General features: G+C 59.7%; 7 protein-coding genes and 3 pseudogenes. 7 read left to right on the top strand and 3 right to left on the bottom strand.

Annotation, left to right across the window (positions count from 1 at the left end):
- Window positions 1-82: 82 nt before the first annotated feature.
- Both K6M89_RS11660 and K6M89_RS11655 read right to left on the bottom strand, forming a co-directional pair.
- Entirely contained in the window at window positions 83-409 is a 327-nt protein-coding gene (locus K6M89_RS11660; RefSeq protein WP_222139543.1) for a GYD domain-containing protein, read from the bottom strand.
- Window positions 410-513: 104 nt separating this feature from the next.
- The gene (locus tag K6M89_RS11655; RefSeq protein WP_222145464.1) at window positions 514-828 is read right to left on the bottom strand and encodes a hypothetical protein; all 315 of its coding nucleotides are present in this window, start codon (window positions 826-828) and stop codon (window positions 514-516) included.
- Between the two features lie 187 nt (window positions 829-1,015).
- On the opposite strand from K6M89_RS11655, the gene K6M89_RS11650 reads away from it, so the two are divergent.
- On the top strand, window positions 1,016-1,549 hold the full coding sequence (locus K6M89_RS11650) for a YegJ family protein (RefSeq protein WP_222139541.1): 534 nt from the start codon (window positions 1,016-1,018) through the stop codon (window positions 1,547-1,549).
- A 327-nt stretch (window positions 1,550-1,876) separates the two neighbouring features.
- On the opposite strand, the gene K6M89_RS11645 is transcribed toward K6M89_RS11650, so the two are convergent.
- On the bottom strand, window positions 1,877-3,253 hold the full coding sequence (locus K6M89_RS11645; protein ID WP_222139540.1) for a peptidoglycan L,D-endopeptidase MepK: 1,377 nt from the start codon (window positions 3,251-3,253) through the stop codon (window positions 1,877-1,879).
- An 838-nt stretch (window positions 3,254-4,091) separates the two neighbouring features.
- On the opposite strand from K6M89_RS11645, the pseudogene K6M89_RS31015 reads away from it, so the two are divergent.
- From K6M89_RS31015 to K6M89_RS31765, 6 genes and pseudogenes are all read left to right on the top strand, one after another.
- Window positions 4,092-4,701: pseudogene (locus K6M89_RS31015) on the top strand (invasion associated locus B family protein).
- Between the two features lie 12 nt (window positions 4,702-4,713).
- A pseudogene (locus tag K6M89_RS11640) lies at window positions 4,714-6,434 on the top strand (ShlB/FhaC/HecB family hemolysin secretion/activation protein).
- Window positions 6,435-6,658: 224 nt separating this feature from the next.
- Entirely contained in the window at window positions 6,659-15,145 is an 8,487-nt protein-coding gene (locus K6M89_RS11635; protein ID WP_222139539.1) for a hemagglutinin repeat-containing protein, read from the top strand.
- Window positions 15,145-15,948 (top strand): hypothetical protein, encoded by an 804-nt coding sequence (locus K6M89_RS11630; RefSeq protein ID WP_222139538.1) that lies wholly within the window; start codon window positions 15,145-15,147, stop codon window positions 15,946-15,948. The genes K6M89_RS11635 and K6M89_RS11630 overlap by 1 nt, the downstream gene beginning before the upstream one ends.
- Window positions 15,941-16,240 (top strand): hypothetical protein, encoded by a 300-nt coding sequence (locus K6M89_RS11625; RefSeq protein ID WP_222139537.1) that lies wholly within the window; start codon window positions 15,941-15,943, stop codon window positions 16,238-16,240. Before K6M89_RS11630 ends, K6M89_RS11625 begins: the two co-directional genes overlap by 8 nt.
- Window positions 16,215-16,379, top strand: a pseudogene (locus K6M89_RS31765) (hemagglutinin repeat-containing protein); the annotation flags it as partial. The gene K6M89_RS11625 and the pseudogene K6M89_RS31765, both read left to right, overlap by 26 nt.
- Window positions 16,380-16,393 lie beyond the last annotated feature (14 nt).

Raw genomic sequence — 16,393 nt, 5'->3', positions numbered from 1 at the left:
TGCCGTTGCCGATCGATTTCCAGCGGCGGGGTCTTCCCCACAGGCCGGGTCGATGAACTCTCAGCCTGAAATCGTACGGCGGCTAGCTTGCCGGCGGGCGATACCGGATCGACTTCGCCTTTTCCAAGGCTCGGATCGTATCCTCGACGTCGAGGAGAACGGTGGTCTCAATCGAACTGAGCGCACCTCCCGCGCCGATCGCAAGCGCGACAGCCGCCATCGATACATTGTCGGGCGCCTCCCACAAATTCCACCCGTCATGCTCGCCGAAGGCGTACCAGAACCCGTGCAGCTTTCCGCCAACGGATTCAATGTAGCTCCGTGCCGCCTCCCGGCGATCCTCGGGCTTTTCGATCATGCGCGCCCAGGTCTCGGGCGTGTAGCTGAAGCGCGTGAGATACATGGCCATGGTTTGCCTCCTCCGCCAGAGCGATCCAGTAAACGCTCATGCCGAGGGGAATGCCAGTCACTCGATGGGCGTATCGGGCTTCCTTTGGAATGATCAGCCAAGCGCTATGGACGGCAATCGAGACAAGGCTTGATAATCCCCGCCAGAGCGAGAACGGTGAAGAGCAGCATGAAGGAGCTTGCCAGCACGGAAAAAGGCATAGCGATCAGGAACTTCGCTTTCGGCGTCGCCAGCAGGCGATCATCACCTCCACGCGCGGACCAATATATTTTCGGGCCGACATCCTGGCTGAAATCATAATCATTTTTGCGGTAGAAGATGATCGACCGGATGCACCAATACCAGCTGTAGCCGCAGAGGCCGGATGCCGCGCAGAACATGACCCACAGTTCAACCCACTCGTCGGTAACCAATACCATTCTCCCCAACATTCGAAGCCGATCCATGTCGCCCGGAAGTGTGCAGCGGTTGTGGGACAACGACGCATAAAAACAAAGGGCTAAAGCGATTTAGCAGCGGCTGCGCCGGTGCATCAAGCGGCTATTGAAGATCAACCTGAGATAGCTATGTTGCCTCGTATAGTCACAACAATTTAAGGCCTATCGAATGTTGCGCGGTGTTATTTCACTCCTCTCAATGCTTGTACTCTCCATTCCGGTCATTCCCGCCGAACGCGCGCTGGCCCAAGACAATCCAAACGTCCAGCTGATTGCGCCAGGCGATCCGGCCATGGCTAAGGCCCATGAGAAATCGATAGGGGAGCTGGACGGCTTTCTCGAGAAACTCCGCAACCCACCGGCGGGAACCGAAAATTACAGCCTCAAGCTTGGTTTCAAGGACAAGGACAAGAGCGTGGTCCTGACCACGGACCAGATGGCGCCGGATGTGGAATTCATGTGGGTCTACCAGATCGAGGCATCCGGTGACCATTTCACCGCTCTTCTGGGCGATAGGCCGGAATACATCCACAACATCAAGCAGGGGGACCGCGTCGCGTTCGGGAAATCGGATATTTTCGACTGGCTCTATACCGAGAACGGGAAAATCAAGGGCAACTATACCGCTTGCCCGCTGCTGCTGGCCGGTCCGAAAGAACAGTTGGAGCAATATCGCGAAATCTACGGCATTGTCTGCGACTGACCGCACGCCGGCTGGACGAGGCAAAAGAAAGCCCCGCCGAAACGGGGCAATCAGGGGAAAGGACGGGATCGCGCAGGAAGGAAGAGCGGACGGACCCAAAAATGGGGCCACCTTTGCGATCCCACGGCTATAACGATGAGCGATCCGCCAGGTTCCCGTACGCTATCAGACGAAGCGAGGGGCATTGAGCCACGGCCGCCACGACCTCACCCGAACAAAACTGGCCGCCCGCCGCCATCTTCTCGAAAGCCTTCTGTCTGCCGGCTGGCGAGGGAGACATTCAAACGTTTTTGGCACGGGCGCAGCGCATCAACCTGACGAATGCAGTCAACCCTCCGGGGGCGATGTAAACCGGCTGGCATCGAACGGGCCTCTGGCTGCGACCGGGGTAACATCCTCAGCTGACGTCGCGACATCAGCCTCACGATGAACCGTGCGGGGGGAGACACGAGGCATGCTCAATCCCATCACTTCGCCGGGAGAATGCAGCGCCCATTTCATCAGCGCCGCGTCGGACGTCGATCCGAGGAAATTGGCTTCTTCCCACGACGCGGTCATGGGCAGAGAGGCGATCAAAGCAGCGCTCGGCCTGGCGGTCTCCGCTGCAGCAAGGCGGGGATGGAAGCGGGCGTGAACAGGCAATGCCGTGGCCGGTCTCTCCGGAAGGGCGGCAATCGGGCCGATCGAGGCAGTCTTGAGTTCGTCGTCCGCGCCCGCGTCATGGGCGAGGGCAGGCGGGCGCATCGCCGGTATCGGAATCGGCAAGGATGAAACATCCGGAGCGGCGTCTTCGTCATCCCGCTCGCCCGCGCCGGTCTGCAGCGCAAGCGCATTCAACGCCCGGCTTTTCGGCGTCGGCAGAAGCGCCGTCACGAGCTTGCCGTTGGTGGCATCGCCGCTCGGCGTGGTCGATGCTCCCGCGTCTTCGTCATCGCCAGCGGTGCTGGCGATCTCTATCGCGGTGGAACTGACGCGCTTCCTGTAGTTCGCAACCGCCTGATTATATCCCGGCAGCGGCCGGCCATCGGCCGGAAGATGCATCGTCTTCCCATTCGGGAAGATCCGGGCAAGTTCCTGCCGCGACATGCGGGGCCATGCCCTGACATTGCCGACGTCGAGATGTACGAAGGGCGATCCCGAGGTCGGATAATATCCGACACCGCCGACCTGCATCTGCATGGCAATCGCGCGCAGCGTCGCAAGCTTCACGCCGGGAACATAGAAATCCATCGCCTTACCCAGCATGTGCTGGCTCTTCTTGGCGACACCCGTGCTGCGCGAGCGGTTGCGGAGCATGTTGTTGGTGCTGGGGGAACGATAGGCCGAAACGACGTGGATATAATCCTTGCCGCCGCTGCGCTTATACACCTCCCAGACCAGGTCGAGCAGCCGCGGATCCATCCGGGTCGGCTCGTTCCTTCGCCAGTCGCGCAGAAACCGATTGATCTGGGCAAGGCCTTTGGGATCGAATTTTCCATCCCGCTTATAGGTAATCGTCGCCTTCTCGCCCGTATGGGTAAAGAACAGCTTCAGGGCGCGATCTTCCGCTGCGGCCAATGATGCGGAACCGACAAGCGCGGAGAGCGCAAACAAAACCGGCACAATGGTCTGTGTTGCGACGCGTTTTGCTTGCGACAGCAGGGTGGAAACTCCGCCCAAGACTCGGCCCGATAATCCTTGCACTGGATACTTCAACACGAACAATCCCGCCTACACCAAACACTCGACGACGGGCGGGAACTCCGCATCCATCAGGCTTACTAAAGCCAGCTTATGGTCAATAAATTGCTAACGAGGGGATGCGTAAGCTTAGTGGGTTGAGGATGTGGGTTCTCTGAGGCGCGATGTATCCTGCGCCCGTCATTGAAGTGGCATTGCCACCGGCGGCGCGGTGCTTTGGTCTGGGCCTTCAACGGCGCGATGATCACCTATCTCGACTTCCCAACATTCGGGTGACGGCGGCATTGCCTGGTGCAATCAACTCATTGAGAAGAGAGGCGGCAGTCGAATTGATGGCATCGCGCTCACGAAGCCGCCTCAGGATTGTACGGGGAGAACGCGTCCAGTTGGACTCATCGCCTTGCGTCTCGCAGAGGGTATGCAATCATGGATGCATACCGGCTGAAGTCTTTCTGTCCCGGAACAGGATTCGTTCAAATGCGAGCGATTGGTGCGCGAAGTGCGGAATTCGCAGCGATGCCCTCGACGCTCATCCCACCTCCCGCCGGCATCAAGTCAGTCAACAGTGGTTGGGCGCACGCAGCGTCACACCCTGATGCGTCGGAGTACGGAGAGTTGTGTGGTTAGCGCATATGTTGCGCTAACCACACAACTCTCCGAAAACGAGCGTAAATCGAGGTGAGGCAAACACTACCTATCGATGTATCGCGCCAAGATCTGCTATGAAGCCATCGAGCCGATGATTGGTCTCGCTCTCTGAGCCTTTTTCATGACATCGATAACTTGCCGGTGTGCGACAAACACAGGCATAGTCAATTGTAGCGACATGGCTTTCCACCTGATTGAAATCTTTACATTTTCAATGGTACCATTTTTGAAAAGCGGCACGAAACGGGGCGGACGGACTGTCGCCACCGTTCTGATGGTTGTTGCTTGTGCCAATCCGTCTTTTTCGCAATCGCCTATCCCGGCCGATAAAGCGCCGGAACAGGCGCCGACTCAACCGACGCCTGCCATAAAATCCCAGAAGTTCGACACTGGTATTATCGCTGCACCAGCGCTGCGGCATGCGAAGTCGCGCAGGTTGCACAAATCGCCACGGACGGCAAGAACGTCAATGTGCTCACGCTGGCGATATCAACTGCGCCAGCCGATTCCCAGCGCAAGGGCGAGAAAGGCAAGTCACGGCTGGTGCTGACCGCCCTTCTGCCCCTCAACGTCTTCCTTGCCTTCGGGCCTGTCAATCAGGGCCGACGGCAAACCGGTCGCCAAGCTCGACTACCGCAATTGCAACGAGGCCGGATGCTAGGCGTAACTGGCGCTGGATACGAAGACGACGACGGCCTTGAAGAAGGGCGCGGACCGCCGAAGGGCTGGTGCGGCTGATGAACGGCCAGGACGTCAATATTCGCTTTTCGCTGAAAGGGCTGAAGCCGGCCCTCGACGAACTCCAATCCATTTCAGTGAAGTAGCCAAATTTCGAAATGACCGCAGAAATTCGATCCTTCCTGGTCGCCGGCACCATCTTCGGCATGAGCATCGCGCCCGCCTTCGCGCAGTCGCCTGCGGATGATTTCACGCGCCGCCAGGAAGAACAGGCGCAAAAGCAGCGGCTGGATGCCCTTCGCCAGGCAACGCCGGGCGGCGGCGCGGAGACGGAAAGCAGGCCTTTGCCCGCCGGCCAGGGCAAAGGTGCCTGCTTCGACATCACCCGCATCGAGATCGAAGGGGCGAATCTGCTGTCGCCGAGCGAACTCGGCAAGGTGACGGCGCCTTACGGCAACCGCTGCGTCGGGCTTGCCGAGATCAATGGGGTGCTGAGGGATGTCACGCATCTCTATATTGATCATGGCTACGTGACCTCGCGGGCCTATGTGCCGCAGCAGGATATCCGCAAGACCAGGATCCTTCGGCTGCTGGTCGTTGAAGGTACGCTGTCCGACATCTATCTCAACGGCAAGAAAGCGGCCGGCGATGGGTCGCTGGCGAGCGCCTTTCCCGGCCTGATCGGCCGGGTCGTCAATATCCGCGACATCGAGCAGGGACTCGACCAGATGAACCGGCTGCAGATCAACGACGCCAAGTCGGCCATGCTGCCGGTCCCAAGGATGGAACCTCCATCCTCAACATCGAAAACCGTCCGGGCCGGCCATGGCATGTCTCGCTCGGCAACAACAATATGGGGCAGGAGAGCACCGGCCTTTCCCGCAGCTCGGCATCGCTCGGCTACGACGATCTGCTCGGCATCAACGATCAGTGGAATTTCTCATACGAGCACAGCGGTCCGGATCATCCGTGGGAGAATGACGGAAACGGCTATGGCAACAGCTATTCCGGCAGTGTCAGCGTCCCCTACGGCTATTCCACCGTTTCGCTGAACGGCTCCTGGTACCAATATGAAAGCGCCGTCGAAGGAAACTTCAGCACGCTCGAAAGCTCCGGCAATTCGGGGCAGGCCGGCATCGGCATCGATCGCGTCGTCTTCCGCGACAAGGATTCGATCACCACCGTCCGCAGCGGCCTGACCTACAAGCAGACCAACAACTTCCTGCTCGGCAATCTGATCGAGGTCGGCAGCCGCCGCTATACGGTCGGCGACATCGGCATTTCCCATTCCCGCCGCATGTTCAGCGGTATCTGGATGTTCGACGCCAGCTATGACAAGGGGCTCGGCCTGTTCGATGCGGTGGAGCCGGGGGATCCTGGCGCCGGCAACGCCGATCCGCGATTTTCGAAATTCAATGCCATGATCAGCGTGACGCAGCCGTTCCAAGCCGCCGGCCGGCAGTTCGAGCTGACCTCGCTCATCACAGGTCAATATTCCCCCGACAATCTCCTCGGCGCCGAGCAGATCTCGCTTGGCGGCTACAGCAATGTCCGCGGCACGCGCGAAAGTGTGCTCTACGGCAATAACGGCATGTTCAGCCACAACGAGATCGTCTGGAGAACGGGGTCCAACCAAGGCGGCGGCGCGGCGGCGAAGGCGTTCGGCGAGCTGCGCCCCTATCTCGGCTTCGATTACTGCCACGTCTACGCGCAGCAGCGCTTCGATATATCAGGCGGCGATCTCGCCAGTTTGACATTCGGCGTCCGGACCGCCGGCGGCAATATCAGTGCCGACCTCGGCTATTCCGGGATTGTTGCAAGCAGCCTCGACGGTGTCGACGGCGGGCTCTTTTATTTTAGTGCATCCGCTCATTGGTAGTGAAGCAAGAAGTGAAGATGCCCCTCTCCACCAGGATGGTTGGGAGTAATGGCCAGCATGATTGCTGCACCGCGATAAATGACGATGTCTTCTTCGGATTGCATTTACCTCAAGTACAGGCGGAAGTTGACCACGACCAATGGCTGTGGTCTCGGTCCTTATGAAAAATTACAACTGCGGCGGGATTTATCCGCCGTGCAGACTTCAGGGCGCGAAAGACAGTGATGAGCGAAGAGCGGTTGGGGCGGACGGCGGCAACTAGGGGCGTCGCCGGCGCAAATGAAAGAACTGGTCTCAGGCCGGCACGTCTTTTCAGGCAATCGCTGGCGCTCCTGCTCAGCAGTTTGCTCGTGCTGCAGCCGATGCTTGCCAATGCCCAGTCGGTCTCGGCGAGCACCACGGCGCCGGCGGCCAACCAGCCGGGCGTCGGTACGGCCCCGAACGGCGTGCCGCTCATCGACATCGTCACGCCGAACAGCCAGGGTTTGTCGCACAACAAATACGACAATTTCAACGTCGGCACGCCGGGGCTGATCCTCAACAATTACAAGGGCGAGATCGGCAATTCCAATCTCGGTGGCGTCACGCCGGGCAATGCCAATCTCAACACGTCAGGTCCGGCATCGGTCATCCTCAACGAGGTCATCAGCGGCAACCGCTCTGCCTTGAACGGCGCGATCGAGGTGTTCGGCGGGCGCGCCGATGTCGTCATCGCCAACCCGAACGGCATCACCTGCGACGGCTGCGGCTTCATCAACACGCCGCATGCGACGTTGACGACAGGCGTCCCCGATATCAGCGCGGACGGCGCGCTGAAGGGATTCACGGTCAACGGCGGCGATGTCACTATCGGACCGAATGGCGGCAACTTCGCCGCGGGGCCTGGCGCGGTCGACCTCTTCGACATCGTCTCGCGCTCCGTGCACGTCAACGGCCCGGTTTATGGCAAGGACCTTCGCGTCACGGCCGGCCGTAATCAATTCGATTATGCCACCGGCAACGCCACGCCGCTTGCCGCGACATCAGGCACGCCGGAATATGCGATCGACGGTTCGGCACTTGGCGCCATGCAGGCCGACCGTATCAAGATCGTCGTCACCGAACAGGGCGCCGGCGTGCGCATGAGCGGCAATCTTGCCGCCAACACCAACGAGTTGTCGTTGTCGGCCGACGGCAAAATTTCACTCGGCAACGTCTCCGGCCAGCAGGGCGTTTCGATCTCCTCGAAGGCGAAGGTGATGGCTTCCAAGGTCACCTCGAAGGCAAAGATCGCCGTTCAGGCGCACCAGGGCATCACCCTCGATACGGTCGCCGCCGATGACGACATCCTGCTGTCCAGCGGCAGCGGATTGTTGAGTGTCGGCGGCGAGGTGAGCAGCGCTGCCGACGTTGAAATAGCATCGGACGCCGGTATTGCGGCCGGCAGCGTCATGGCCGGGCAGACGCTTACCCTGTCCGCCACCTCAGGCGACATCCAGATTGCCGGTGCGGCAAAGAGCGGCGATGCGCTGGCGATCACCGCGACATCAGGCACGATCGCCGCGGCCTCGCTTGTCAGCGGCAACAATCTCACGCTATCCGCCGGCGCCGACATCGCCGTATCGGGCGATGTCCTGGCTGAGGGCGACGTCACGGCCTCAGGCAGCTCGATCGCAGCCTCGACGATCGCCTCCGGCGTCGATCTCGCCGCCACCGCCCAATCCGCCAATGCCGCACTGGTGCTGCAGCCGGCGGGCGACATGAGCCTTGCCGCCACAAATGGTTCGATCACCGTTTCCAACGCGCTGCTCAGCAGCGGCGATCTTTCGGCCAATGCCGGCCAGAATCTCGCCTATAGCAAGCTGCAGAGCCTCGGCAGCGCCGATCTCTCCGCTTCCGGCCAGATCAGCTACGGCAATCCCACCAGCGCCAAGGGAAACCTGACGCTCACCACCACCACTATCGATCTCTCCAATGGCGGCGCAGGCAACATCGCCGCCGGCGGCACGCTGATGCTCAACGCCGATAGCGCCAATCTCAGCAATAACAGCCTCACTCTCGGAGGGCTCACCCTCAATCTATCAGATGCTGCCGATCTCAGCGGCACCAGGATCAATGCCGTCACCAATGCCGGCGGTTCGGGCGACATCGCCATCAACGCCGGCGGCCTCTCCACCTCGGCCGGCACGGCGCTGCTCGCCGCCCACGACCTGACCCTGACGCTGCCGTCTCTCACCAATGCCGGCCAATTGGCCGCCGGCGACGATCTGACGCTCAACATATCCGGCAATTTCACCAACAGCGCCACGGGCCTTGCCTATGCCGGCCACGACGCGGGCCTGTTCATCGGCGAGGTGCTCACCAACAATCAAGGCGCCATCCTCGCCGGCAACGATCTTGAGATTGCCGGGACGACATCGGGACTGAGAAACACTGAAGTCACCAATATTTCCGGCCTGATCCAGGCTGGAAACGACATGTCCATCCTGACGGCCAATCTGACCAACCGGCGGGCCGTCACACCGCAATGGACGGCCGGGACGCTGGTTTCCTCGGGCGTCGTCAGCGGCTTCACGCTGAACCCCGTCGCCGCCGGGCTGCCTTTCGGCTACCTCGAGACCGCCGATCAGAACATGTACCAGCTCTATGCCGGCGTCGATCCGGGGCTGTGGCAGGATTATCAGCCACTGCTCTGGTCGAAGGCGACGCTCGCCGACGGCACGACTTATCGTGCCTGGACCTGGATTTCGGCCGACGGACCCGAGAAGGTCGAGCCGATCATCGACTGGATCAGGAACCGGGTGCCGAGGGATGCGAACGGCAATCCCGTTGCCGATCCCAACAATCCGTCGCGCTATTTCATCGTCGACGAGGTGAATTTCAGCGGCTCGGACGAAAGCACCACCTATAGCTGGGATTGGTCGTCCCACCTCAGCCAGTCGGTCTATGAAGATCGCCTGGTTGGCACACTCAGCCCGGAAGCGACGATCCGGGCGAGCCGCAACCTTACTGTCGACGCCACGAATCTGACCAATGCCTACAGCTCGATCGAGGCCTGCGGCAGCGCGACGCTGAAGGGCTCGACGCTGACCAATACCGGCGTCAGCCTTTTCCGCACGACGACGACGACCTGCCATGCCCAGGGCGCCTGCACCGCCTATAATGCCAACGGCACTGCCAATCCCTCGAAGAACATCGCCAACGGCTCGACGATCGTCAGCTCCGTCGAGGCGATCGGCGGCGTATCGGCCAACATCAAGGCCGGCGGTGCGCTCTCCGTCGATTTCGGCAGCGTCAGCAACACATCGGCGGCCGGCTCGATGGCCGGCGGCGCCAGCGTCACGGCGGCAGGCAGTCCCGGCGATCCGCTGTCGGCGCTCAGCGGCCTGACCGCGGGCGGTGCGCTGTTCAACGTCAATGCAGGACTCGGCGGTGCCGCCCTTCTGCCTCCTGCCAACCCGAAATCCGGCGGCTTCGGCGGCAAGATAGCCCACCAGACCTTCCTGTTCGAAACCCGCGCAGCCTACCTCGATGTCGGCACCTTCTATGGCTCCGGCTATTTCATGGACAAAATCGGCTATCAGCCGGAGACGACGGTTCCCTTCCTCGGAGATGCCTATTTCGAAAACCAACTGATCGACACGCAGTTGCGGCAGCTCGTCGGCGAAGGGCTCGGCAGAAGCACCTTCATCGCCGGCGACAGCGCCATCAAGCAGATGAAGACGCTGCTGGACAACGGTGCCACCTATGCGAATGATCATGGCCTGGCCGTCGGCCAAGGTCTCACGCCTGAGCAAGCGGCGGCCCTCACCGAGTCGATCGTCCTCTATCAGTGGCAGACCGTCAACGGCGTCCAGGTGCTGGCACCCGTCGTTTATGTTGCCGCCGCTGACCGGCAGAAGCTGACCGGCGCCGGCGCGGCCATGGCGGGCGGCTCGGTCAATATGAATGTCGGCAATCTCGACAATTCCGGCCTGATCGCGTCGGCTGGCGGCCTTACCGTCTCCGGCAGCTCCATCCAGGGCAGCGGCACGTTCCTGTCGCGCGGCGACACGACGCTCAATGCCACCAACGGCATCACGCTTGCCGCCCAGACGATGACGATCGGCGGCCGGAACGTCGTCAATACCAATGCCGGCGTGACGGCAGGCGGCACTCTGCAGCTTGCCGGCGGCAGCGGCGATCTCGCTCTCAGGGGCGTCAAGGTCAATGCCACAGACGACGTCAAGCTTTCCGGCCAAAACGTGACGCTGGATGCCGCCAAGGTCGGAAACGACGGCCAGCAAAATGCCACCGGTACTCAGGTCGCCGGCGGCAAGGCCCTGACGATCAAGGCCAACGACAATGTCAACGTCATCGGCAGTTCGGCAAAGGCGGGCACGACGCTCGACGTGACCGCCGACAAAGGCTCAGTGGCCGTGGTATCGACCGATGTCGCCCGCGACAACCATTCCGGCTATACCAGGACCCTCTCCACCGACCAGCAGCAATCGCAGCTTTCCGCCGGCACGAATGCGACGATCAAAACCGGCGATGACATCCTGCTCTCCGGCTCCTCCGTGGAGGCTAAGGGCAATGTCGCGCTGAATGCCGGCGACGATATCAACATCACTGCCGCGCAGGAGCACTCGGCATCCACCTTCGGCAAGAAGTCCTCCTCTTCGATCACCCATGTCGGTTCGGAGATATCGGCCGGCGGCGACCTCTCGGTGACGGCGGGCAATAGCAGCGGCGATCACGACCTCAATATCGTCGGCAGCAAGCTTACCGCCGACGGGAAGGTCGGCCTCAAGGCCGACGGCGACGTGACGATCGCCGAAGCCACCGACACCGCTACCCTCGACACCAAGCTCAGCATCAAGGGCGGTTTCCTCGGCAGCAGCGAGAAGACGACCACGCATCTGGAAACAACGACGGCCGTCGGTTCCGCCATCACAGGCGGTGGCGGCGTCGACATTGAATCCGGCAAGGACACGGTCATCTCGGCCTCGAAGATCGAGGCCGACAAGGAGGCCGGCGCCGCGGCGAACCTGAACATCACCACCGGCGGCGACCTCGTCATCGCCTCCGGAATGGATACCAGCGCCAAGAACGACAAGGGCTCGCGCAGCGGCTTCCTGTCCAAGGGCTCGTCCAGCTATAAGAGTTATGACGAGACGACTATTGCCTCCGAGCTTGGCGCATCCGGCAATATCAACCTGAATGCCGGCGGCGCGGCGGTGATTGCGGGTTCCAAGGCCAATGCCGATGGCTCGATTTCCATCGAGGGTGACAGCGTCTCGTTGATCGGCGCGGCCGAACTGCATGAGCTTGAAATCACGCGCAAGAAATCCGGCCTCTTCGTCGGCTCGGGCAACGGCTTCATTTCGCTCTGGGGCGCCGAGCAGAAGAGTGGCAGCCAGGCCTCCGCGCTCAACGTCGCTTCGGTGCTGTCTGCCGGAACGGACGTGGCGCTCAAGTCCCGCGAGACCGATGTGAATATCATCGGCTCAAGCATCGACGCCGGGCAGGACCTTACCCTCGACGCGGCCCGCGATGTCAATATCACACCGGGAGCCGAAAGCGCTTCGTCTGAGGAGAAGGAAAAACGCTCCGGCTTCGGCATCGCATTCAGTTCGGGCAATGGCGGCGCCTCGATTAGTATTGGCTTTGGCAAATCGGTCGATCAGACCGCGCAGTCCTCGGCGACCAACGCCGTCTCGACCCTGTCTGCCGGCCGCGACCTGACGATATCCGCAGGGCGAGACGCCAACCTGCAGGCCGCGCAAGTCACGGCAGAACACGATGTTGCCATCCTCACTGGTCGCGACGTCAACTTGCTCTTGGCTCAGGATCAGACCAACTATGAGCATCTGCATGAGGAGTTCTTCGCGGGCATCACTCTGTCGGTCTCATCCGGACTCGTTAGCGCGGCCGAGAGCGTGCAATCGGCAGCAAGCGGTATCGGCGACAATGCCGGCCTTTACGCCGCAGCGCCAACCGTGCTGGCCGCTCTCAACGCCTATAAGACGCTCGACAGCATCTCGAAGGGTGACAGCAGCCTCGCTTCCGTTTCGCTGACGGCAGGCTTTAACTATCAAAAGTACGAAAATGCTGCTTCCAGTTCCTCCCCCGTCGTCACCTCGGTGCGGGCAGGCGGGGCGATAGCGATAGAGGCAACCTCAGGCGATCTGACCGGCCATGGCGTGCAGCTCGCCGCCGGTTACGATGCAAACGGCAATCCGACGGTCTCGGGTGATGCGAATGCCGGCAATGTGCTGCTGTCGGCAGGCCATGACATCACGCTGGAGAGTGCGCAGGCGACAAACGACAGTTCGAGCAAAAGCATGTCGGCAGGCGCCAGCATTGGCGTCGGCGCGGAAATCGGTGGTCCCAACGGGGGTGGGATTGGCGTAACTGGCAGCGCCAGCGTGGGGATGGGCAAAGTCGGCGAAACCGGTGTTACGCAACTGAACAGCCACGTCATGGGCACGGGCGCCGTCGCCCTGAACTCCGGCAATGATACGACCCTTAAAGGTGCTGTTGTCTCCGGCAACACCGTCATTGCGAATGTGGGCGGTAATCTCAATATCGTTAGTCAACAGGATACGGCCGCCTACAGGGAAACGACGGCCGGCGCATCGATCGGACTGTCGCCCACTGGCGCACTGTCCGGCGGCGCCAGCACCGGAAAGGTCAAGGGCGACTATGTCAACGTCTCCGAACAAAGTGGGATCGTCGCGGGAGGTGGCGGGTACCATGTGGCTGCCGGCGGCACCGTTGATCTCAAAGGGGGCGTCATTGCCTCAACCACGGATCCTCGGAACAACGAGTTGAGCGCCAAGGCGCTGACTTATTCGAACATAGCGAACGCCTCGATCGCCTCCACCTCCGGTTATGGGGTCGTCCTCAGCCCAAGCGGCATACCGCTGCCGGCGGTCGATACGCCCGCGAATCAGGAGGATCATGGCGTAGCGCTCGCGACACTGTCGCCGGGCAAGTTGACGCTTAGCGAACAAAAGCAGGACCTCACCGGCCTTAACGCCGACCTATCTAAGGCCAATACGCAGGCTGATTTCTATGACATCGAAACGCTGAAACGCCGGCAGGAGAGTGCCGCAGCCGTTTCGCAGCTTCTGAACATGGCGATTGGGGAAATTTCCCAGAAGCTCGGCTTTGCAGAGGGAAGTCCCGAGAAGATCGGCCTGCATGCGGCTGCAGGTGCGCTCACAGCCATTGTTGCCGGCGGCAACGTCGGACTTGGAGCGCTGGCCGGCGGCGGGCAAGAACTGCTTGGCGCGATCATCAACAAGGCGCTGATGGATAACCCGAATCTGACCCAGGAGCAGCGCAACGCGATTAGTCAATGGACGGCTACTCTCGTCGGTGCGGTGATCGGAGGAAATCAAGGCGCTGCCATCGCTTTGGATGCGGAGAAATACAATCGTCAGCTTCATATCAAAGAAGGGGAACTCATTCGCGCAAACGCAGCCCGCTATGCCGTTCAGCAGGGTTACTGTGCGAGCGTTGACTCATGCTCGGCCGAAGGCATCACAAGGGCTGAGGCGGAATTAACGATGGAGGCCTTGAGGCGCGTCGACAGTCTCTTTGCGGATGTCAATGAATCGAGCGCGGCGGCTGCCTTTCTCGATAAACTTGCGGCTGCTGCCTCTTCAGCCTTGCCGGACGGGCAGAACCTGTTTTCCGCTACGCCTGACCAATACACCAACCACGTCATGAACATCGAGTACCTGTCTCAAAACAAGGAGCTCTACGAGAGGTTCGGGAACCAAAACGAAAGCAAGTATTACACAGCTTATGTTCACGCCCTTTTGTCCGCCGCGAATGATTCTGGGGACCTGAAGGATGCAACGCCTGCCCAAACGTCGGCCGTTCTAAACGGCCTGAAAGATGCCATCCACGCTATCGAGCAGGGACAGGCAGGCTCAACGGGTTTTGAAAACACTATCGGCGGATCCGAGACGACGTATATCAACCTCCTCGATGGGATGATCAACGCTGTAACAATCGCTGCGGGGTCCAATAGCTCAGCACTTCAACAGTTCATCACCGAAAATCACGCTCTGGTCGACGGATTGATGAGCAATGTCGCTTTCGAATCAAAAGTCGGCAAGCTGATCCAGGTTGAGTATTTGCTAGCCGTCGCCGGCCCCGCGGCAGCTTCCATGGCCGCCGAACTCGCCGCAGCCTGCCGACTGGGATCGCAGGTGTGTCTGACGCAAATCAACCTGCTCTTCCAGGATTTCATTGCTTCCGCTCCTGAACTCGGCGGAACAGGAGTAGGGTTATCTGCGCTGACAACGCTGGATAAAAAGGCCATCGAACAAGCAGCTCTGAAGGTCGACACTCAGATTCTCGGTCGAAAAGTTTGGTCGCTAAATCCCATTGTGAGAGGTAATTCGGTCGAGTCGTTACTTGCGCAAACGGAATATAGCAGCGCGAATGGATGGTTTCACATTGGTGCTGAAAAGAATGGATTCTTTCCGCTAATCGATTTCCAGAGCGGGAATACGGTCATCAGCCTAAAGACGGTCAATACCACCGGTTCGTCGTGGATGGGTAGGATGGAAAGAACAATTGACGAGCTCAGTGGCAGCGGCATAACGATCAATGGCAATCCTGCAAAGAAGATACTCGATATCCGAGTTCAGCCTGGAGGAGCGGCCGCTGCGCAGGCTCTAGTAGACTATGGCAGAAGCGAAGGCATAACAGTGCTAATCAAGGAATTTTGATGATGGCGAGTATCAGGCAAGAAAAACTGAAACTGATCTTTACCCTTATCCCCAATCGCGGAAGGACGACCGTTGTGGCCGAAATGCCAAGAATTGAGATAGGGGAAAGGCGATATGGTGCTCTGAAAGCCATCGACGCTTTAGAAAAAATTCTCGAAATATTGCGAATGCTGAAGCTTGACGAGGAATTTCAAGCTCATGGGTCGCCTTTACAACAAAAAAAATTGATAACATCCGTTAAAAATACTGATCGACTCAGTCAAATCGAAACATCAACGCTTATTTTTAGGTATGGCGCCGTAGCGGACGCCGAACATTGCTACGTTGAGATAAGGGAGAAAATTCCAGGCGCATCAATCGATTGGGAACTGTGGGCGGCGCCGTTTGTCATATCACCTCACTTTGTTCAGGCTTGGATTGCTGATGTCGAGTATGACAAATGGCAAAATGCTGAGGATCCAATCATATACCAGGCCGCCAATCGGGATTATTCATCACTGCCTATGCGTTCCAACGGATTGCCTCCGCCGGTTGAACAAATGGTGGTCGATATTTCGCATAATCCCGGCCGGTGGTCGCTTCGCTCTGGGTACGTGGAGGCGGTGGGATCCGTCATGTGGCTGAGCGATATATTTTGGAGCTACGTCGGCTTTCATAATAAAGAACGTCTGTCGACACTTACTCCAATCGAGATCAGGCAGATAACTGAAAACGTTATCCGCTTGTGTGTCTCAGAACGTCCTTTCACAGAAGCCAGCTCTCCCGAGGTGCAGGATCGCTTACGCAAGGTCCTGTATGGCTGATAGTACGCTGCGTTCGATCGAAAATCTCCAAAAACGTATCACCGACCACTCTCCCGGCATGAAGGTGGTCGGTTCCGATCTCGTTTCGCAATGCAGGCCGACCTCTTCTACACTGACCTACAGCGATTTCCTCGCGCAGAAGGGTTACGAAGGCTTGAGCGCTCAAATCGGCATAGACATTCCCGGCAAGCAACTGCCCGGTGCGCCGCCGGCCAACAATACGCTGGAGGGCACTTACCAGCTGGATGACACGTGCCAAACGGCCCACCGGCTCCTACGGCAAGGGCAATGATGGCACGACGGGACTCGCGCATTACAATACCCATGTTAACGGCACCGGCGACCTCACTATTCTTACCAACGACCTCACTCTGAGAGGCGCCACCGTTACCAGTAATTCCATGACCGCCGCCGTCCGCAATCTCACGGTCTGATCTGAACCCTT

This window comes from Rhizobium croatiense (assembly GCF_019793465.1).
Lineage (GTDB): Bacteria > Pseudomonadota > Alphaproteobacteria > Rhizobiales > Rhizobiaceae > Rhizobium > Rhizobium croatiense.
The sequence above is the reverse complement of the archived record's forward strand: the minus strand, read 5'-3'. Positions and strand labels throughout refer to the sequence as shown.